Below are 20,732 nucleotides of genomic sequence, written 5' to 3' on the forward strand. Positions count from 1 at the left end.
ATTATGTTAGATATTCAAAAAATTCGTTCCGATTTCCCGATACTTTCCCAAAAGGTAAACGGCAAACCGTTGGTGTATTTCGATAACGGGGCGACTTCTCAAAAACCGCAAGTGGTAATTGATGCCATCACAAAATATTACAGTGAAATCAATGCCAACATCCATCGTGGCGTTCACACGTTGAGTCAATTGGCTACTGATGCTTATGAAGCTTCAAGAAAAAAAATCCAGACACATATCAATGCAAAATTCGCCCACGAAGTTTTGTTTACTTCTGGAACAACCCACGGAATCAATTTGGTTACAAACGGTTTTGCTTCGATTTTAAAACCAGGCGATGAGGTTTTGGTTTCGGCTTTGGAACACCATAGCAATATCGTGCCGTGGCAGATGCTTTGCGAAAAAACAGGTGCGACTTTGAAAGTAGTTCCGATGGACGAAAACGGAGAATTAATTATGTCCAAATACGACAAATTGCTTTCTGAAAAAACAAAAGTAGTTACAGTAAATCATATTTCGAATGCTTTGGGAACTATCAATCCCATTAAGTATATGATTGAAAAAGCTCATGAAGTTGGCGCGGCAATCTTGATAGATGGAGCTCAAGCTGCACCACATTTGAAACCTGATGTTCAGGAATTGGATTGTGATTTTTATACTTTTTCAGGGCATAAAATTTGTGGACCAACAGGAACGGGAATTTTATACGGAAAAGAAGAGTGGCTCAACAAATTACCGCCTTACCAAGGTGGTGGTGAAATGATCAAGGAAGTGACTTTCGAAAAAACGACCTATGCTGATTTGCCTCATAAGTTTGAAGCAGGAACGCCAAATATCGCTGGAGGAATCGTACTTGGAACCGCAATTGATTATCTGAATGAAATTGGTTTCGAAAACATTCAAAAGCAAGAAAAAGAACTTTTGGAATATGGGACAAAACGATTGCTAGAAATCGAAGGTTTGAAAATTTATGGCACATCAAAAGAAAAAACTTCCGTAATTTCGTTTAATATCGATGGGATTCATCCGTATGACATTGGAACCATCATCGACAAACAAGGAATAGCCGTTAGAACCGGACATCATTGTGCTCAACCTATTATGAATTTCTTTTGTATTCCAGGAACTATTCGAGCATCGTTTTCGTTTTACAATACAAAGGAAGAAATTGATTTAATGGTGGAAGCCGTGAAAAAAGCACAAAGGATGTTATCTTAAAAAAAATAAAACATGAAGATTTTTACAATGATTGTTCTAACGCTTTTCCTAGCCAAAGGCTGTGACCCAGAATTGAGCAAGGAAATGAAGAGTTCAACAATCGAATACCAAGCAGTTTCGAGGGGATTTTATTTGAACATCAACATTCAGGATGAAAAACTTACCATGATACGGGAACGTGATGGAGAAACAAAGGAGTATAAACTTACAAGTAATGACTGGAAAGAATTGGCCAATCTTTACAAAAAAGTAGATATAGAGAAAATTGCTACTTATAAAGATCCAACTCAAAAAAGATTTTATGATGGTGCTGCAATTGCAAATCTAAGGATTGTTTATGAAGGAAAAGCATATGAGACCGTAGGTTTTGATCATGGAAATCCACCAGTGGAAATTGAAGAATTTGTAAATAAAATAGTTTCATTTTCAGATAATTAAAAATGACAATAAAAGAAATACAAGACGAAATTGTAGACGAATTCTCAATGTTTGATGATTGGGATGAGCGTTTTCAATATGTAATCGATTTAGGGAAAGGACTTCCCTTGATTGAAGAAAAATATAAGGTGGATGAAAACACCATCAAAGGTTGTCAATCTAAAGTATGGCTTCATGGAGAAATAATCGAGGACAAGATTGTTTTCACGGCAGATAGCGATGCGATTATTACAAAAGGTATAATTGCGGTTTTGATTAGGGCATTTTCGAACCAAAAGCCTTTGGATATTTTAGAAGCCGATACTAAATTTATTGACGAAATTGGTTTAAAAGATCAATTGTCACCAACACGGGCCAATGGTTTGGTTTCGATGATAAAACAAATTAAGATGTATGCTTTGGCATTCAATTCACAAAACAAATAATTATGGAACAAGAAATAGACACCAATTTACTAGGAGAACAAATCGTAAAGAAATTAAAAACCATTTATGATCCAGAAATTCCAGTAGATATATATGAATTAGGATTGATTTATGACGTAATGGTCAATACTGATTTCGAAGTAAAAATACTGATGACTTTAACTTCTCCAAATTGTCCAGTGGCGGAAAGTTTGCCCAGGGAAGTTGAAGAAAAAGTAAAATCAATCGAAAATGTAAAAGCTGCCGAAGTAGAGATTACTTTCGATCCGCCTTGGAGCAAGGATTTGATGAGTGAAGAGGCTAAGCTTGAATTGGGAATGCTATAAATTTAGTATTCAGTGATCAGTAGCAGTTGGCAGTTTTTGCCACTGAACACTAATCACTGAACACTGAACACTAATAAGATGGAAGAAATTATAAACAGAGTCGCCAATTCAGCACTAGAAGTTTTTGATTTAGAAGATTATTATCCCGCTGTAAGCCGTGCACAAATTGATATTTCGCAATGGCTTTTGGAAGGATTTCTTTTGAAGGAAAAAGACTTTCGTCAATATTTGAAGAACCACGATTGGCAACAATATCAAGACCAATATGTAGCGGTTTTTTGCAGCACGGATGCCATAGTTCCAGCTTGGGCTTCGATTTTGGTTACACTACATTTGGCTCCATTTGCAAGAAAGGTAATAGATGGGACAGTTGAAGATTTAGATGCTGTGTTGTATGAAGAATTATTGCCACACATAGATTATTCAGTTTACGAAAATAAACCTGTAATTATCAAAGGCTGTTCGAAGAAACCGGTTCCAATGAGAGCTTATATTTTAGCTGCTCAAAAATTACAACCTTTTGCAAAAAGCATTATGTATGGTGAAGCTTGTTCGGCGGTACCACTCTATAAATCGTCAAAAAAGTAAACAGTTGGTATAATCTTTGCCGTTTTATGAATCAAATTAATTACTATCTTTAATTTGCCAACTAAAACAAAAACTATGAAAAGAATCGTACTATTATTAGTAATGCTTGGATTTACGACTGTAAATGCTCAAGAAACTCAAAACGATACCATAAAACACTGGAAATCAAAGGGAAATGCTTCGTTGCTGTTTAACCAATCTAATTTTAGCAATTGGGCTGCAGGAGGGGAGAACAACCTTTCGGGAAATGTTGGGATCAATTATGATCTGAATTATAAAAAAGACGATTGGACTTGGGATAACAAATTGATGGCTTCGTATGGTTTGGTAAAAACCAATAATTCACCTTTTGAGAAAAAAACAGACGACCGATTGGAATTCAACTCGATTTTGGGTAAAAAAGCAACAGGACAATGGTCATATTCTGCTTTTTTGAATTTTAGAACACAATTCACCAAAGGATATATTTATGGTACTGATGAAAATGGACAAGAAATCCGCACAGAAAACACTGATTTTATGTCGCCAGGATATCTCACTTTTGGACCTGGTATGCTATGGACTAAAGATCAAAATTTAAAAATAAATCTCGCTCCAGCAACTTCAAAACTCACATTTGTTAATAAAGATTACACTTCAGCTCCAGATTATGTTAATGGATCTTATTTTGGTGTAGATGCTAATAAAAGTATGCGATATGAACTTGGTTTTTATAGTTCAGTTTATTACAAACTCAACATTATGGCTAATGTTTCTGCCGAAAATATCTTGAATTTATATTCTAATTATTTGGAAGATCCACAAAATGTGGATGTAGATTATACTTTGAATATCGTAATGAAAATCAATAAATATCTTTCGACCAACTTTGCTTTTCAAGCGATTTATGACGATAACGCTTTTAGAGGTTTGCAAACACGACAAGTTTTTGGTTTAGGAGTAAATTATGGATTCTAAAAAAAATCTGTTAAAAAAAAGACCTTTAAGATTCACATCCTAAAGGTCTTTTTTTATGTAAAAACAGTTACGTATTTATTACTTTTCTTCTTTCTCAACCGCATCTTTATAATCCGGATACAAAAATTTATTGTAAGGAAATCGAGTGATATGAATTTCTCTCACGGCTTCATAAACCCGTTCTCTAAATTCTTCGAAATTCTCTTTATTTGTGGCCGAAATAAACAAGGCATTTTCCTGACCAACATTGTTCATCCAAGTATCTTTCCATTCTTCAAGCGTATAATGCTTGGTTGTTTTTTCAGTAATCAAATCGTCTTCATCAATAGTTAGATGTTTGAAAGCATCGATCTTATTGAAAACCATGATGATAGGTTTGTCGTCACTTTTTATATCCTTCAAAGTCTGGTTTACAGATTCGATATGATCTTCAAAATCAGGATGAGAAATATCTACCACGTGAAGCAATAAATCGGCTTCGCGAACTTCATCCAAAGTGCTTTTGAAGGAATCTACCAATTGAGTAGGTAGTTTTCTGATAAATCCAACAGTGTCCGACAATAAAAAAGGTAGGTTTTTGATGACTACTTTCCGAACTGTTGTATCTAATGTTGCAAATAATTTATTTTCTACAAAAACCTCACTTTTACTGATGACATTCATTAAGGTTGATTTTCCAACATTGGTATAACCCACTAAGGCCACACGAACCATTGCACCACGATTGCTTCGCTGAACAGACATTTGCTTGTCGATAACCTTGATTTTATCTTTCAAAAGAGCAATCCGATCACGAACAATACGTCTGTCAGTTTCAATTTCAGTTTCCCCTGGACCCCTCATCCCGATTCCTCCTTTTTGTCGCTCAAGGTGAGTCCACATTCCAGAAAGTCGAGGTAAAAGATATTGGCATTGAGCTAATTCTACTTGGGTTCTTGCATAAGAAGTTTCGGCTCTTTGAGCAAAAATGTCTAAAATTAGATTGGTTCGGTCTAAAACTTTGCAATTTAAAATTTTGGTGATATTTTTTTGTTGAGACGGCGATAATTCATCGTCAAAAATCACGGTAGAAACTTCATTTTCTTTGATATAAAGATGAATTTCTTCCATTTTTCCTGTTCCAACAAATGTTTTTGGATTGGGGCGTTCCATTTTTTGCGAAAAGCGTTTAATAACTTCCCCTCCTGCGGTAAAAGTTAGAAATTCGAGTTCGTCAAGATACTCATTTAACTTTTCTTCATCCTGTTTTTGAGTTATGATACCAACAATTATGGTCTTCTCAAAATTTATATTTTCTTTTTCTAGCATAGTTATAAATGTACTGCAAAATTAATGATTTAGAGTGGATTGTACAGTTGTTTTTAACTAAAATCTAACGGAGAAAATAAACATAATTTAGTTAAAAATTAATTTTTCGTTAGACTATTCTTAAATTTTGTTAAATTTGGGTTCGGAAAATTTTTTCGGAGCCTATATAAACAACCTAAAATTTTCATTTCATGAAAAAAATTACATTTTTATTATTAGCTGTCTTTTATTCGCTCGTCGGGTATAGTCAGTATTATGACTTTGAGAACGTTGAAGTTCCCGGTGTACCCTCAGGATGGTTGGTGACGGATAACGGAGTCGGACTCATAAGAAGTTGGCGATCGCTTAATACCGTTCAAGACCCTCCTCTTGTACTTGAGGAAAAGGCAGTGTTCATTCAGAATGAGGAAATTGGTATGGGAAATACTTCCCTCGATTTTCTAATCACCGAAGCGATAACAGTCCCAGTAAGTGGTCAATTGCGTTTCTTTGCTCGTCAAGGGATTACCGGAAATCAAGGAACAATCTACGAAGTTCGATATTCCACAAATATGGCAGCTCAGGGAGATATTTCACAATATCAGCTTTTGCAATCTTGGACTGAGCCAGAAATGAACTCAGTATTTAGTACCTACGAAGAGCATGTTGTGGATCTTGTCCCTACTTTAGCTGCAAATCAACAAGTTTATATTGCTTTTGTTAGGGTTTTTACTCAACCCGGAATTGCTTTGGGTGGAGATCGATGGTATTTAGACAATATTAATATTGTGCCTGAATGTATCAATCCTGCAAATCTAGAAGTTGAAGATGTTGCTTCAACATTTGCAACTCTTGTTTGGGAACATGAAGACGGTGTAGCAATCAATTATGAATATGAATTAATTCCTGCTACCGCTTCTCAGTCAGGTATGCCTAATGGAGAAACAGGAAATGCAGATCTTTTTGCGAATATAACCACAGCCTCTAATTTACTTCAACCGGATTCTGGTTATAAATATTTCTTAAGAGCTGAATGCTCTGAAAATGTATTCGGTGACTGGGTAGGGCCATTCTTTTTTAATACACTTCCTTTAGGAACTGTATGTGCAGAACCGATAGATATCACCTCTTTGCCATATGAAACAGATGGGAATACAGGTGATTATGGAAATACTATAACGGCTACTCAAGGTAATTTTCCACTTTGTGGTGCCACACCAGCAGGAACCAATTTTTATGGAGGAAATGATGTAATTTATAGAGTTGTTATTCCTGCAGATGCTCCTGTAGGTTCAATTATTAGTATCACTTTAACTCCTGGAGCAGCAAGATCATCAGTATTCGTATATGATGAGTGTGCTGATATCGGATCTGCTTGTTTGGCGGGTTTAGCAAATACCAATTCTACTACTCGAGTAATTGATAATTTTGAGGTTACTCCTGGTGAAGATTACTATGTTGTGATTTCTTCTAGTTTACCTACGCAAACACTTCCTTACAATCTTATTATTCAATATGAAACTTGTGATAAGCCAACAGATTTGGCTGCTGCTAATCCAACTACTACTGGAGCAGATTTAAGCTGGACTGATGTGGATATACAGCCAACAACTTCATGGAATATTGCAGTTCAACCAGCAGGTTCATCCATCCCAACAGGACCAGGTCAATATACAACGCCTGCAAATGGGGTTCCTTCTTTTCAAGTAACGGATTTAAATAATCCAAATCAATCACAATATCAATATTGGGTGAGAAGATTATGTCCGGATGGGCAATTCAGTTCTTGGGCAGGACCTTTCTTGTTCAATACTTTGTTGTGTAATCCAGCAGACCAATGTACATTTATCTTCCGTACAAACGATACAGCTAATAACGGTTGGAACAATGCTAAGATGCAAGTTTTTCAAAACGGCATCGTTGTTCCAGTAACCTTTGGTGGTGCTGATGTTCCAAACGGATTGATTGGAAATAATGTTACTGGACCAGCGGCTCAAGATTTTGAAGTTAAACTTTGTCCAAACATTCCTTTTGAACTAAAATGGCAAGCTCAAGGTTCAGCTCCTCAACAATGTATTGTAGCAATTATAAATCCGTTCGGACAAACCATTTATACTCATACTTTGCCTAGTAGTCCTGTTCCACCGGCGGGAACTTTGGTAGGAACTACGGTATATTCGGAAGTAGTAAATTGTTCTGTACAAGAATGTGATATTGCGCCAATAAATGTAGCAGTAGTTGCTGGAAGTTTAGGTACTACAAACGTAACAATAGATTGGGAAGCTCCGGCTACTGAAACGTTTGGATGGGATATATATGTTGTAGAAACTGGTGGAGCTGTTCCAACTGCTGCAACAGTTCCGACTTATTCTAACGTAACAACGGCAGATAAGCCATTTACGATTCCAAATGCTATCAATCCTGGATTTACACTTATTCCAGACACAGCTTATGATGTATATGTGAGAGTACAATGTACACCAAATGATTCTCCATGGTCTAGTGTTATGACTTTCACCACTATTCCAACTTGTCCTAAACCGACAGATTTGGGAGTGGTTGAAGATTCAATAACACAAACAGGAGCTACATTATCATGGACAAACGGAACACCAGGGGATAACGCTTGGGAAATCTTGCTAGTTCCTGGACTTTCAATGACACCTCCAACGGAGATGCCACCATTGAATCCTATTCCAGCAGTAGGGGATGAAATAAATGACGGGTTGTTTTATACCGTTGCCGGACCATTAACACCAACAACTTATACTGTTGTAGATGATTTGGAAGCAGCAACAATCTACTACTATTATATCAGAACAGTTTGTCCTGGTGATGATAAGAGTACTTGGGCGGGACCTTTTGTATTCCATACTGTAACTTGTGATGAAGAAACAAAATGTGAGTACAAGTTCTATCCAACAAATACAGGAGCAAACAATTGGGGCAATGGTAGAATGGAAGTAAGACAAAACGGAATTATAGTTGCCGTGATTGGAGCTTCGCAAATCAACAGTGCCAATCCAGTAATTGTAAAACTTTGTCCTGATGTTCCATTCGATTTATTTTGGAGCATCGCTGGAAACGCACCAGAAAACATTGGAATTACAATACAAAATCCTTTCCTAGATGTAATTTATACTAAACTTCCTGGACAAGGAACTGTTGAAACAATTCTTTATGACAGCATAGGAAACTGTACTGATGCTCCGTGTGCTAAACCAACTGATATTACAGTTAGTAACGTAGGGCCAACTGCTGTACAAATTACATGGACAGATAATTCACTTTCTCCATCGCTATCATTTGATTTGTATGTTGTAGAGACTGGTGGACCAGCACCAATAAATAATCCAGCAACAACACCAACTCATACAGGTGTTCAAAGTGGGGATATTTTATCAACATTGAATGGAAATTCATTATCTCCATCTACTTCTTATACATTCTATGTTAGAGCTGTTTGTTCGGATACAGATACAAGTACTTGGACAATTCAAACTCCAGTTACATTTATCACGACTCCAGTGAATGACTTGTGTATTAATGCTACTCCGGTAACTATTAATCCAGGACAAGAATGTGTAGCTGAAAATACAGCAACAGGTAATACGTATGGATCTAATTTTACAGATATTACTACGGTTGATCCTATCAGCGGAGCAGGGTGTAACCCAACCAATCAAGATGTTTGGTATAGTTTTGTAGCTACAGCAACTTCTCACACGATTGTAATTTCTAATATTGTTGCAACTCCAGAAACTGCAAATGTTACTTTAAACCATTCGGTTTTTTCAGGACCATGTGATAATATGGAATTACTTTATTGTAGTTCGCCTCTTGTTAGTGGAGCTTCTGGTTTAACAATTGGTGAAACATATTATATTAGAGTATATAAATCATCGAATATTGCATCTCAATCAGCGACTTTTGAGTTATGTATACTTTCTCCACCAGCAAATGATGAATGTTCAGGTGCTATCACAGTAACTCCAAATTCAGGACAAGAATGTTTGTCTGAAAATGTTGTTTCTTCTGGAACTTTAGGGGCTACTAATTCACCAGTTGCATTAGACCCAGCTTCTGATCCTTTAGCACCAGCTAACTTGTGTGGTCCAACAAATGACGACGTTTGGTTTAAATTTATTGCAACATCTGCAAACCATACTATCATTGTTTCAAATGTTGTACCTACACCTTCAAATGCAACTGTAAAACTAAACTATGCTTTATTTTCAGGGCCATGTGATAATTTAAATCTATTATTTTGTAGCAATACCTATACGACTCCTACTTCAGGATTAGTGATTGGAAATACCTATTATGTTAGAGTGTATAAAACAACTACAAACCCAGTTCAATCTGCAACGTTTGATATTTGCATTATTTCACCTCCTGCTAACGATGAATGTGCTAACGCAATTCCAGTAACAGTGAATCCTGAACAATTCTGTCTAGATGTAAACACGGTTAGCGGTAATACAATTGGTTCTACTGCTTCTATGCCTGATTTAACTCCACCATTATCTGGAGCGGGTTGTGGAGCATCAAACAGAGATATTTGGTATAGCTTTGTGGCTACTGCTACATCAAATATGATTAGCTTTAGTAATATCGTTACAAATCCAAGCGGTTTAGCTGCATTGCGATTGAACCACTCTGTTTTCGCAGGAACATGCGAAGGATTGGAAAAGCTATATTGTAGTACTGCAGAAGTTAGTCAGGCAACTGGATTAATTGAAGGGAATACTTATTATGTAAGGGTTTATACATCAACAACACTTAATGATCACTCATTAAGCTTCGATATGTGTATCACTTCTCCTCCTGCAAATGACGAATGTCCAGATTCAATGGAAGTAACAGTTAATACAGGACAAATATGTGCACCTGAAAATGTTATTGCTGGAAGTACATTAGGGGCTAGTCCTTCTTTACCTCAATTGACACCACCTTTAACTGGAGCCGGATGTTTTCCGAACAATAATGATATCTGGTATCATTTTGTTGCAACACAAACTTCACATGCAATTAACTTGTCAAATATTTTTATTACACCATCAAATGCTAATGTTAGCTTAAACTACGGTGTTTTCTCAGGTTCTTGCGATAATTTGACTAAACTATATTGTAGTACCAATAACTATTCTAATGCTACAGGTTTAACTATTGGAGAAACTTATTACATTAGAATCTATACTACAAATACAAATGTTCAGCATTCAATTACATTTGATTTATGTATTACTTCGCCACCAGTAAACGATGACTGTGCAAATGCAATTGTTGCACCAGTAAACGAAGACTTCTCTTGTGATGATAGAATTTTCGGAAGTACTATTGGAGCAACACAATCTCTCCCTACTATCACTGGTGCGGGATGTACAGGAACAAACGATGATGTTTGGTATAAATTTACAGCTGGTCCGGGAGGAATTCATTTTATCAATTTAAATTCTTTAGGAGCTAATAACAATACCGTTACGCTAAGTCACGCTGTATTTGCTGGAACTTGTGATGCTTTAGGAACACCTTTGTATTGTACTACAGAGCCTAACAGTACTGCAATGAATTTAACTCCAGGGCAAGACTATTATATTCGTGTTTACACCGCAGGGGTTTTAGCAGGAGACTGGGTTAATTTTAACTTGTGTATCAAAACACCTCCACCACCGGCAGAAAATGAAGATTGTGACACAGCAACACCAATTATTGCTAATATTGGAGGTCAATGTATTACTATAGGTTCAGGAAATTTAATTGAAGCAGGTCCATCCGGAGTTGCAAATACTTGTGTAGGAAATGCTGATGACGATGTTTGGTTTTCATTTGAAGCAACTTCTACTCAACATTTCATCAATATTTTTAATGTTGAGGGTACAACAAATAACCTAAACCATGCGGTTTACTCATCAGACTGTAGTGACTTAGATTTATTATACTGTTCTGCAGGAAATACATTGAATAGCACAAACGGTGGTTTTGTTGTAGGAAATACATATTTTATAAGAGTTTGGTCTAACACCAATACACCTCAGATTGTCGCTTTTGATATTTGTATCAAATCGAAATCAACTTGTGAAACAGCGGAACCATTCTGTGTAACTGATACTACACCGTTAATTTTCCCTAATTCAACTCAAGTTCCTTCAGTTGGACAAGTAGCGTGTTTGTTTACAACACCTAATCCAACCTACTATTACTTGCAAGTTCAAAATTCAGGTAACTTAGTGTTTAACATTAGACAAAGTACAGATCCAAATAACTTCCCAGCAGCAGGAGCTCCTGGTATTGATGTGGATTTCGTAGCATGGGGGCCATTCGAATCTCCAGAAGCATGTGATGAGATTGTATTAGGGCCTTGTACACCAGGATGTCCAAACAATACTGGAAATCCAAATTTCTATTTTGATGATTTGGACAACAGTAACGTTGTGGATTGTAGCTATGATGGAGCTGTAACCGAAAACTTTACAATTCAAAATGCGGTTGCTGGACAATACTATATTCTATTGTTAACTAACTTTAACCAACAGCCAGGTTATATTAGATTATCACAATCTAACTCAGGAGAGCCAAATTCTGGAACTTCTACTAACTTATGTTGTGAAGTAGATTTAGGAGAAGATATTGTAACATGCCAACCATCAGTAATTCTTGATGCGATAGGAGAACCAACAGCTGCTCCACAAGAAGATTCTTATGTATGGTACTACAATAATGGAATTATTCCAGGTGCAACTTCTTCAACTTATGAAGCAACTCAAACAGGTGTTTACAGAGCTGAAGGGTCTTGCGGATTGAACAGCGCTTCTGATGAGGTTTTTGTTGAGTTCTTGCCGGCTGTTGTTTCAACTCAACCTGCTGATTACTTAGTTTGTGATGATGCAACGAATGACGGCGTAGCTACTTTTGATTTGCAAACAATCACTCCTGCAACCGTTGTGGTAGACGGATTATTGTATTCAATTTCAATTCATGCAACAGAAGATGAAGCTTTAGAGCCTGCTTCTGCTATCGATGTAACAGTTCCTTATGAAACGGTTTCAACTACATTGTTTATCAGAATTCAGTCGAACTCTATTACAGATTGTTATACTGTTCAGCCAATTAATTTGGTAGTGAATGTTTTAGAAAACTCAGAATTTGAATATGATAACATTCAGTATTGTCAGTCAGCTGTAAACCCTTTACCGACGTTCTTGAATAACGGTATTGCTGGTAATTTCACTGCGACACCGGCTGGATTATCGATCAACCCTACAACGGGAGAAATCAATTTGGCTTCAAGTGCAGCAGGAATTTATACCATTACAAATACATTAGACAGCAATGGAGCTTGTAATCCAAGTCCATCTACATTTGTACTGACCATTGCAGCTCAAAAAGAGGCATCGTTTACTTATGATTCTACTGAGTACTGTAACGATGGAACAACAGCACCAATTTTTGGAGCTAACGCTGAAGCGGGTACATTTACCGTAGCACCTACAACAGGTCTTGATATTAATCCTACAACAGGACAAATCAATCTTACAAACAGTACTTTAGGAGTATATGTAATTACAAATACAATTGCTGCTACGGGAGGTTGTTTAGAAGATGTTGCTGAGTTTACGATTACCGTTACGGAATCTACAACTGCTACAATTGCTTATAACGATCCATTCTGTCTTTCATTGTCTGAAGTTCAAAATGTGATTTTAACAGGGAATGCTACTGGAACATTTAGTTCAACACCTGTTGGATTAAGTTTAAATGCAACAACTGGAGCAATTACTCCAAGTACAAGCACACCAGGAACTTATACTGTTAACTATTTCGTAGCTGCTCAAGGATCATGTGATGAGATTAATGCTTCAGCAACTGTTACTATTTTGGCAGCAGCAACGTATGAGTTTGTTCACGGATGTGAAGGTGGTGCCTATAAATTGATTGTTCAACCTTTAAACAATTCGTTTGATATTACAACATCAACTTTTGTATGGGCCGGAGTAGATTTTACACCTGTCGCTGATGAACCTAACGCAATTATTGTAAGATCTCAAGGAGAATATAGCGTTACGATAACTACTGCTGAAGGATGTATAACAGTTACAGATTTTGTGAATCTTACATCTATTGGCTGCCAGATCCAGAAGGGTATCTCCCCAAACAACGATGGTGACAACGACAGTTTCGACCTAAGTGCCTTCAATGTTAGGGAGATCAGCATCTTCAACCGTTACGGTACCGATGTCTACAACTATTCGAACTATGTTGACCAGTGGTATGGCCAGAGTAGCAATGGCAAGGAATTGCCAGACGGTACTTACTTCTACGTTTTCCAGACAGTGGATGGGCAGAAGGTTACGGGCTGGATCTACATCAACAGGTAAACAAACAAAACAGGAAACCAGGGATTCCGTCCCGCTAGATGCGGGACGGCTTACCCTTCAAAGAAAAAACAATCAAGGAGATGAACAAACTATATCTAGCGCTACTGGTATCGCTGCTTTCCCTGTCCGAGGCCTTTGCCCAGCAGGATCCGCACTATACCCAATACATGTACAACATGAACGTAATGAACCCTGCCTATGCGGGATCCAAGGAGAACCTTTCCTTTGGATTGCTTTACAGGAAGCAGTGGGTTGACATCGAGGGTGCACCCTCTACCTTCACGTTCTCGGGTCACACCCCTGCGGGAAAGAATGTCGGGCTCGGACTCTCGGTGATTGCCGATGAGATCGGTCCTGTAAAGGAACAGAACGTGTATGGTGATTTCTCCTACACGCTTAACCTTGGTGGCGAGCACCGCCTTGCCCTTGGTATGAAGGCAGGTTTCACCCTGCAGCAGGTTGGGCTCTTCAGCGAGATCTCCCCGACGCTTCCGGTTCCTACCGATGATGGATTCAGCGAGGACACCAACAATACGTATTTCAATCTTGGTACGGGACTTTTCTATTATACGGACAGGTACTATGTTGCCCTTTCGGTTCCGAACATGCTCAAGGCCAACCACCTTGACTTCAACGGGGTGAAGTATGGCACCGAGACCCAGCACTACTTCCTTACCGGTGGATACGTCTTTGACCTTAACCCGAACCTGAAGTTCAAGCCCTTCGCGATGCTGAAATCGGCCTTCAACTCCCCGAGCTCCCTAGACGTTTCAGCCAACTTCCTGTTCAACGAGAAGTTCGAGCTTGGCGCGACCTACAGGATTGACGACAGCTTCGGAGCGATGGTGAATGTGGCCATCAGCCCATCGATCAGGATCGGCTATGCCTATGACAACATCATCTCGGAGATCAAGACCGTTGCACCGTCCTCCCATGAGATCATACTGCTGTTCGATGTGAACTTCCCAAAGAAGGTATCACGCTCACCAAGATATTTCTAACATAAAAGCAACACCGATAATGAAAAGACTATATATCCTATTAGGTTGCGTGTTAGTAAGCGCGACCAATTTGACAGCCCAGACCAAGGAGACCAAGAAGGCCGACCTGCTCTTCAACCAGTTCGAGTATGTCGAGGCTACCGAGGAATACCTCAAGCTGGTAGAGAAGGGCAAGCAGGACCCCTATGTATACAAGCAATTGGCCGATGCCTATTACAACATGTTCAACACTGCCGAGGCGGCCAAGTGGTATGCCAAGGTAGTGGCCACCCCACAGGATGCCGAGACGTATTACAGGTATGCCCAGATGCTCAAGGCCAACGGCAAGTATGAGGAGGCCAACAAGCAGATGGCAACCTTTGCCAGCAAGGCACCAAACGACCAGAGGGCCAAGACCTTCAAGGAAAACCCGAACTACCTTCCAAGGCTATTGGACAAGCAGAAGAGCTTCGATATCAAGGCCCTGAACATCAGCAGCGAGAAGTCGGACTTCGGTCCATTCCTTGCCAATGACAATACGCTGTATTTCACCAGCTCAAGGAACAAGGCCAAGAGGACGGATGGGTGGAACGACGAGCCTTACCTTGACATCTACAAGTCGACCTTCAATGCCGACAAGACCTATGGCAAGCCTGTGGAAGTAGCAGAGCTGAACACCAGATGGCATGATGGCCCTGTGGCAATCACCGCCGATGGCAACACGATGTACTTCTCAAGGGACAGCCACGCGGAGAACAGCTTCGAGAAGGACAAGAAGCTCAAGGCAAAGTTCAGCCAGGTGCACCTTTTCAAGGCCACCAAGCAAGGTGATACCTGGGGTAACATCACGGCACTTCCCTTCAACAGCAAGAGCTATTCTGCCAGCAGCCCAAGCATCAGCAAGGACGGCAAGACGCTATACTTCTCATCGGACATGCCGGGATCCATCGGCCAGTCTGACATCTGGAAGGTATCGGTAAACGGTGACCAGTATGGCAAGCCTGAAAACCTTGGCCCAAAGGTGAACACCGAGGGCAAGGAACAGTTCCCTTTTATAACAGACGACAACGTGCTATACTTCTCTTCCAATGGAAGGCAGGGACTTGGTGGACTTGACGTGTTCTCGATCGATCTGAACACTACCGAAGAATCCAAGAATGCAGGAAAGCCCGTAAACAGCGAGAAGGATGACTTCTCCTTCTCGTTCAACACGGTAAAGAACATCGGATTCTTCGCCAGCAACAGGACCGGAACCGACAACCTGTATGAGGCCAACCCGCTTTGCAGTGTTGAGGCCACCACGGTTGTTACCGATGCCAAGACAGGAGCGTTGCTAGCCAATGCAAGGGTTGCGATACTTGATGCCAAGAAGAACGTGATCGAGACCAGGACTACCGGAGCCAACGGCGAGGTGGTCTACAATGTGGAGTGCAACACGGCCTACACGATCCAGGCAGCCAAGGACGGATATGAGAGCGGGGTATTCCCGATCATGCCAAACAAGGGTGGCAAGGTGAAGGTTGACGCCCCACTGAACCCGATCGACGTTATCGTGAAAGAAGATGTAATCGTCCTGAAGGAAATCAGTTTCGAATACAACAAGAGCAACATCACACAGGATGGAGCGTTCGAATTGGACAAGCTGGTTCAGGTGCTGAAGAACAACGACAAGTTGGTGATCATGGTAAAGGCCCACACGGACAACCGCGGAAGCGACCAGTACAACCTGGACCTGTCTGACCGAAGAGCCAAGGCTACGGTCCAGTATGTGATCTCCAAGGGTATCCCAGCCAGCAGGATCTCCGGAAAGGGCTATGGCGAGAGCGAGCCGAAGGTGGACTGCAAGGAAGCCTGCACCGAAGAGGAGCATGCACAGAACAGACGAAGCGAATTCCTTATCGTGAAATAGCACCACGGGAAACCATCATAAAGCAAGAATCCCTTCCAGGCAACTGGAAGGGATTTTTTTGGGTAATGTTTCAGATTAGGTGTTTTTGAAAAGTATCACCCTAACTCCTTGAAAAACAATGTATATTTTGAGATTCCAAATCAATTAGAGGTGACCCAACAGGTCACCTCTTCTATTTTTGAGGTCGGATAAGGCCTAAAAAAGCTTTTCTTGTATCTTAATGTATCAAAATAGGTCATGGAAATAAAATGTAATTTTTGTAATGGTAAATGCATAAGGAATGGATTTCAAAACAATGGGAAACAACGTTATAAATGTTGTATCTGTCAAAAGCGGCAACAGTCTTGCTATGGGTACAATGCTTATAAGTCAGACCTCAACCAGAACATTATCCAATTAACCAAGGAAGGCTTGGGAATAAGAAGCATTGCAAGGGTATTGAAAATATCAGCCACAACCTTACTAAAAAGGATTGTTTCGATAGCCAAGAGCATTCAGCAACCCATCATCAGTAAGGGAAAAACCTATGAGGTTGACGAGATGTGCACCTATATTAGACACAAGCGAAACTTTATCTGGCTGGTTTATGCCTTGGAAAAGGATTCTAAAAAAGTTGTGAGTTTCAATGTAGGCAAGCGGACCAATAAAACGCTAAACCGTGTTTTGGAAACTTTAAAATTATCGGAAGCAAAAAAAATATTTACTGATAGGTTGAAAAACTACAGGTATCTTATAGAGGAAAAATTGCATACTGTGAAGCGTTTCGGCACGAATCATATTGAAAGGAAGAATCTGACATTGAGAACCCACATTAAAAGATTGAATAGAAGGACTATCTGCTTTAGCAAAAGCTTGGTGATTTTGATTTCAGTTTTAAAGATGTATTTTTGGATTTGAGTAATTAAAAAGTACATTTATTTCTTAAGATTACATTCTTAGAAAAATACGGCAGTGTATCAGATGTATCGAGTACTGATTATTAAAATCTGTGGTAGAATCAACAAACTACATTGAGGAATTGAGGGTTGAAAAATGAGAAACAAAAACAGAGGAAAGTTTTTCTATTCTTCCTAAAAATCTTCTCTAACAAACTCATACCCCAAAACTTCCATAATCTTGGTGGCCTCAACTGTTTTTCCAACCGATGGTTTTTCGTGGTTAAATATTGGTGGTTCCAATTCCATTTCGAGTGTTTTTTTAGTGTAATATTGTTTTCGGGTGGGATGGAAAGGAGCTACGGCATTAAAGGTTTCTCCCCACGAGTTGGTGTCGATGATCTTCAGGATAATCCCGATGCAGTCGTCCTGATGAATCATGTTGATAGGGGCTTCAGGGTTTTCAACGTCTTTTCTTCCGGCCAGGAATCGGGCAGGATGACGGTCTTCGCCTATGAGTCCGCCAAAACGGAGCACCGTGGTCTTGAACGAAGTGTTATCCTGCAAGAGCTTTTCGGTAGCCACTAATTGCCTTCCTGATTCGGTGTCAGGATTCACAGGAGTAGCCTCGGTGATAAGTTGTGTTTCATCACTATAAACCGATGTGGAGCTGATAAAAAGCACACTTTCAACCGAAGATTGTTTGATAAACGGAATAAGGTTCTCGATCTTGGCGACAAAATTTTCTTTCTCCACACCGCGAAGCTTCGGCGGAATATCGATGATCAAAACAGACGCATTTTCGAGAAACCCCATGATGTCGCCCTGTGTTTCTTCCGCTTTAAGCGAAATCAAAAAAGGACTGATTCCGGCATTTTCGAGTAGGGCTAATTTCTCTGCCGATGTGGTGGAACCTTTTACCACAAAGTCTTTTTGTAGCAAGGCTTTCGCCAAAGGGAAACCGAGCCAGCCACAACCGAGGATGCTAATTTTCGACATTTGGTGTTGTTATAGTGTCCGAAACCGGGAGGATGATTTCGGCTTTTGGTGAAGGTTTTATTTTTTGTTTCAACACGATGGCATCGTTCAGGATAAACGGTTTTGGCATCATAGAAGCGGGACGGTTCGGGATGCTAAACATCGAACTTTCGAGCAAATCGAACGAGGATTCCATGAGCTCTAGATCGAGAACAGTGGCTTTTGGGGTGCTGAACTGCAGTTCGAGCGGTTCGTTATCGGTTACATAATAGCTCACCAAGATTCGGCCATGCCTCGGATGAATGGATCCTTCCTGACCCAGCAGCTTCTGGTTGTTGGCCCTTAGATTGTGGATAACGGCTTTTTCTTCTGCAAAAATATCATAGCGGTTTACGTTTCGATTAGGCGAAATCTTGATCTTCAAGTGCCTTTGATTGCCTATGATGGTGTCGCGAAGGAACGAGATGGTGGGTTGCTGGAGTTCCTTTTCGGGAGCGGGAGCCATAAACGATAACCCCGAATTGTATTTGCTTAGCAATGCGTTTTTATTGAGTCCGGTAGCGGGTTTTGGGTCGTCACCAAGGTAGTTTCTAGTCCACTCGTCGAGCTTCTTGTCATAGGTCGTCCAAACAGCTTTGTCTTGATCGGCATCATACACATAGAGCAGGCTGTTTGGTTTTGCAGTTCCGGCTTCAAATCCCGAGTGGATATGGGCATCTACAAAAAAACCAATTGAAACAAGCAACATCAGGAACGACCAAGCGCCTTTCTTGTTGAATTTTCCCATAACCGGCAGTAGCAATCCAAAAACCAAAACCAATAGCATGGCACTGCCAAAAAGCATTTTGAGTCCGAGCCCTACAGGAAACATTGTCACAAACGGTACGTAGATAATGAGGGCCGGAAGGGCAAATAGAAGGTTGATGAAGGTGCTGGTTCGCTGGGTGAGGATAAAATAGCTGAACATGATGAGCGAGCCGAAAACCGGAAGGATAAAAAATCCTGCACCCGGAAGGGCTATTGCCAAGGCTAGATTGATGATGATCCAAACGAGCAATGGGGCAATCGAGAAATTCATGAGTTGGTTTTCCGGGATGAATTTTCGATAGAAGAAAAATAGAATCGAGAGGGTGAGGAATAGGAAAGCACCAATGTAGGCATGGCCATTATAGGTAAAGCCTTGGAGGATTTCCTTATATTCTGGGTAGATTTCCAGGACAATTCGCCACCCTAAAAAGGTAATAAATCCTGCAACCAATAGAGCTCCGAAGAACAATACAAAGCCTTTAAGAATTTCTCTTCCGTTGAGGATTCGTTTCCCGAAGCCTACAAAGCAGAGTCCTAAAAACAAGACAAAAGCAATCACTACCAGCGGAATATTCCATGAAAAAGGGTAGCTCATGAAGGCAATTGGCGTGTTAAAATAGACCTTGTCTTCGGTTGCATCAAGGGTTTTCAAATCGATATTCGAGAAGTGATTGAGCAGTGGCATAAGGTAGGTTCCTTGATGTGCCAATGTATTTTTGCTCATGTGTTGGAGGTCGTCCTGTGCGGTATGGTAATTGAAATGCCCGTCGATAAAGGCAAAATTAAAGCCTTGGATATTGGCCCTTTCCCGAAAAACGGTCAGGTCGGTATCATTGGGCAGCATTTTGTATATGCTGTACATGAGCGAATTTGACACTGGAAACCTCGGATTGGCTTCGGTAAAAGCATTGACCATATTGGCGTTTCCTTGGTTCACTTCCATCAGCATATACGAAGGGCCGGAGCTTCCTCGTGCTTCAAAATTGATGACGACGCCCACATCTTTGGCCCATTGGTGCTGGGTGACAAAAAGTGCCGCACCGTTGAGACCGAGCTCTTCGGCATCCGAGAATAAAATGATGATATCGTTTTTGTGAGGGGTTTTGTTGTGGAGAAACGTTCGGATGCCTTCGAGGATCGTAACGATTCCCGAACCATCGTCGCTGGCGCCAAGGGATTTGGAGTGTGGGGCACTGTCATAATGTGACAAGAGCATGAGGGCTTTGGAGTTGTCGGTCCCTTTAATTCGGGCGAGGATGTTTTTAGATTTTACTAGATTTCCCCATTCGCTAAAGCTGTAGCCTTCCTGTATCGAGGTTTCCAGACCCAGAGCTTCTAGTTCTTCTTTGAGATAGCCTGCAACGGTTTTATGGTTTTTAGAACCTACATAATGGGGTTCCTGAGTGATGTTTTCGAGTTTCTTTAAAGCCCGAAGCGTCGAGAATTCCGACAAGGAACCTTCTGTTTCGGGGACAGATTGTGGCATTATTAAAAAATAGACCAAGTAGGTAGTAGCCACCAGAAACAGGGCCGATAGAAAAGAGGCATAGTATTTTTTCATTTCAA

General features: G+C 40.1%; 13 protein-coding genes. 10 read left to right on the forward strand and 3 right to left on the reverse strand.

Features of this window, described 5'->3' with window-relative positions; all coding sequences use genetic code 11:
- The first annotated feature begins 3 nt into the window (after window positions 1-3).
- From G508_RS0102600 to G508_RS0102625, 6 genes are all read left to right on the forward strand, one after another.
- Complete coding sequence (locus G508_RS0102600) at window positions 4-1,218, forward strand: aminotransferase class V-fold PLP-dependent enzyme (RefSeq protein WP_026703861.1); 1,215 nt, start codon at window positions 4-6, stop codon at window positions 1,216-1,218.
- Between the two features lie 12 nt (window positions 1,219-1,230).
- Window positions 1,231-1,656, forward strand: a complete 426-nt coding sequence (locus G508_RS0102605; protein WP_026703862.1) for a hypothetical protein — start codon at window positions 1,231-1,233, stop codon at window positions 1,654-1,656.
- A 2-nt stretch (window positions 1,657-1,658) separates the two neighbouring features.
- Window positions 1,659-2,081, forward strand: a complete 423-nt coding sequence (locus G508_RS0102610) for a SufE family protein (RefSeq protein ID WP_026703863.1) — start codon at window positions 1,659-1,661, stop codon at window positions 2,079-2,081.
- A gap of 2 nt (window positions 2,082-2,083) precedes the next feature.
- Window positions 2,084-2,407, forward strand: a complete 324-nt coding sequence (locus tag G508_RS0102615; RefSeq protein WP_026703864.1) for an SUF system Fe-S cluster assembly protein — start codon at window positions 2,084-2,086, stop codon at window positions 2,405-2,407.
- 78 nt (window positions 2,408-2,485) lie between these two features.
- Window positions 2,486-2,995, forward strand: a complete 510-nt coding sequence (locus G508_RS0102620; RefSeq protein WP_026703865.1) for a DUF2480 family protein — start codon at window positions 2,486-2,488, stop codon at window positions 2,993-2,995.
- A 75-nt stretch (window positions 2,996-3,070) separates the two neighbouring features.
- A complete protein-coding gene (locus G508_RS0102625) occupies window positions 3,071-3,952 on the forward strand; it encodes a DUF3078 domain-containing protein (protein WP_026703866.1) in 882 nt (293 codons plus the stop codon).
- Between the two features lie 78 nt (window positions 3,953-4,030).
- Here the strand turns inward: G508_RS0102625 and hflX are convergent, their stop codons facing one another.
- Window positions 4,031-5,260: a GTPase HflX gene (gene hflX, locus G508_RS0102630; RefSeq protein WP_026703867.1), complete on the reverse strand. Its 1,230-nt coding sequence runs from the start codon at window positions 5,258-5,260 to the stop codon at window positions 4,031-4,033.
- Window positions 5,261-5,451: 191 nt separating this feature from the next.
- Between hflX and G508_RS0102635 the strand changes: the two genes are divergently transcribed.
- The 4 genes from G508_RS0102635 to G508_RS0102650 all read left to right on the forward strand — a co-directional run bounded on the left by G508_RS0102635 (window position 5,452) and on the right by G508_RS0102650 (window position 17,403).
- Window positions 5,452-13,617: a T9SS type B sorting domain-containing protein gene (locus tag G508_RS0102635; protein WP_026703868.1), complete on the forward strand. Its 8,166-nt coding sequence runs from the start codon at window positions 5,452-5,454 to the stop codon at window positions 13,615-13,617.
- Between the two features lie 80 nt (window positions 13,618-13,697).
- Window positions 13,698-14,618: a PorP/SprF family type IX secretion system membrane protein gene (locus G508_RS0102640; RefSeq protein WP_026703869.1), complete on the forward strand. Its 921-nt coding sequence runs from the start codon at window positions 13,698-13,700 to the stop codon at window positions 14,616-14,618.
- Window positions 14,619-14,637: 19 nt separating this feature from the next.
- Complete coding sequence (locus G508_RS0102645) at window positions 14,638-16,506, forward strand: OmpA family protein (RefSeq protein ID WP_026703870.1); 1,869 nt, start codon at window positions 14,638-14,640, stop codon at window positions 16,504-16,506.
- Between the two features lie 237 nt (window positions 16,507-16,743).
- The gene (locus G508_RS0102650) at window positions 16,744-17,403 is read left to right on the forward strand and encodes an IS1 family transposase (RefSeq protein ID WP_026703871.1); all 660 of its coding nucleotides are present in this window, start codon (window positions 16,744-16,746) and stop codon (window positions 17,401-17,403) included.
- A gap of 173 nt (window positions 17,404-17,576) precedes the next feature.
- Here G508_RS0102650 and G508_RS0102655 read toward each other — a convergent pair whose 3' ends face one another.
- Window positions 17,577-18,380 carry a Rossmann-fold NAD(P)-binding domain-containing protein gene (locus tag G508_RS0102655; RefSeq protein WP_026703872.1) on the reverse strand — a complete coding sequence of 268 codons (804 nt, stop codon included), beginning with the start codon at window positions 18,378-18,380 and terminating at the stop codon, window positions 17,577-17,579.
- The gene (locus tag G508_RS0102660) at window positions 18,367-20,727 is read right to left on the reverse strand and encodes a M28 family peptidase (RefSeq protein ID WP_245569834.1); all 2,361 of its coding nucleotides are present in this window, start codon (window positions 20,725-20,727) and stop codon (window positions 18,367-18,369) included. The genes G508_RS0102655 and G508_RS0102660 overlap by 14 nt, the downstream gene beginning before the upstream one ends.
- Between the last annotated feature and the right edge of the window lie 5 nt (window positions 20,728-20,732).

The sequence above is a fragment of the Flavobacterium soli DSM 19725 genome (genome assembly GCF_000422705.1).
Classification (GTDB): Bacteria; Bacteroidota; Bacteroidia; order Flavobacteriales; family Flavobacteriaceae; genus Flavobacterium; species Flavobacterium soli.

Coding starts and splice junctions, on each gene's coding strand:
- G508_RS0102600 (WP_026703861.1), top strand. CDS start 4: ATGTTAGATATTCAAAAAATTCGTTCCGATTTCCCGATACTTTCCCAA.
- G508_RS0102605 (WP_026703862.1), top strand. CDS start 1,231: ATGAAGATTTTTACAATGATTGTTCTAACGCTTTTCCTAGCCAAAGGC.
- G508_RS0102610 (WP_026703863.1), top strand. CDS start 1,659: ATGACAATAAAAGAAATACAAGACGAAATTGTAGACGAATTCTCAATG.
- G508_RS0102615 (WP_026703864.1), top strand. CDS start 2,084: ATGGAACAAGAAATAGACACCAATTTACTAGGAGAACAAATCGTAAAG.
- G508_RS0102620 (WP_026703865.1), top strand. CDS start 2,486: ATGGAAGAAATTATAAACAGAGTCGCCAATTCAGCACTAGAAGTTTTT.
- G508_RS0102625 (WP_026703866.1), top strand. CDS start 3,071: ATGAAAAGAATCGTACTATTATTAGTAATGCTTGGATTTACGACTGTA.
- hflX (WP_026703867.1), bottom strand. CDS start 5,260: ATGCTAGAAAAAGAAAATATAAATTTTGAGAAGACCATAATTGTTGGT.
- G508_RS0102635 (WP_026703868.1), top strand. CDS start 5,452: ATGAAAAAAATTACATTTTTATTATTAGCTGTCTTTTATTCGCTCGTC.
- G508_RS0102640 (WP_026703869.1), top strand. CDS start 13,698: ATGAACAAACTATATCTAGCGCTACTGGTATCGCTGCTTTCCCTGTCC.
- G508_RS0102645 (WP_026703870.1), top strand. CDS start 14,638: ATGAAAAGACTATATATCCTATTAGGTTGCGTGTTAGTAAGCGCGACC.
- G508_RS0102650 (WP_026703871.1), top strand. CDS start 16,744: ATGGAAATAAAATGTAATTTTTGTAATGGTAAATGCATAAGGAATGGA.
- G508_RS0102655 (WP_026703872.1), bottom strand. CDS start 18,380: ATGTCGAAAATTAGCATCCTCGGTTGTGGCTGGCTCGGTTTCCCTTTG.
- G508_RS0102660 (WP_245569834.1), bottom strand. CDS start 20,727: ATGAAAAAATACTATGCCTCTTTTCTATCGGCCCTGTTTCTGGTGGCT.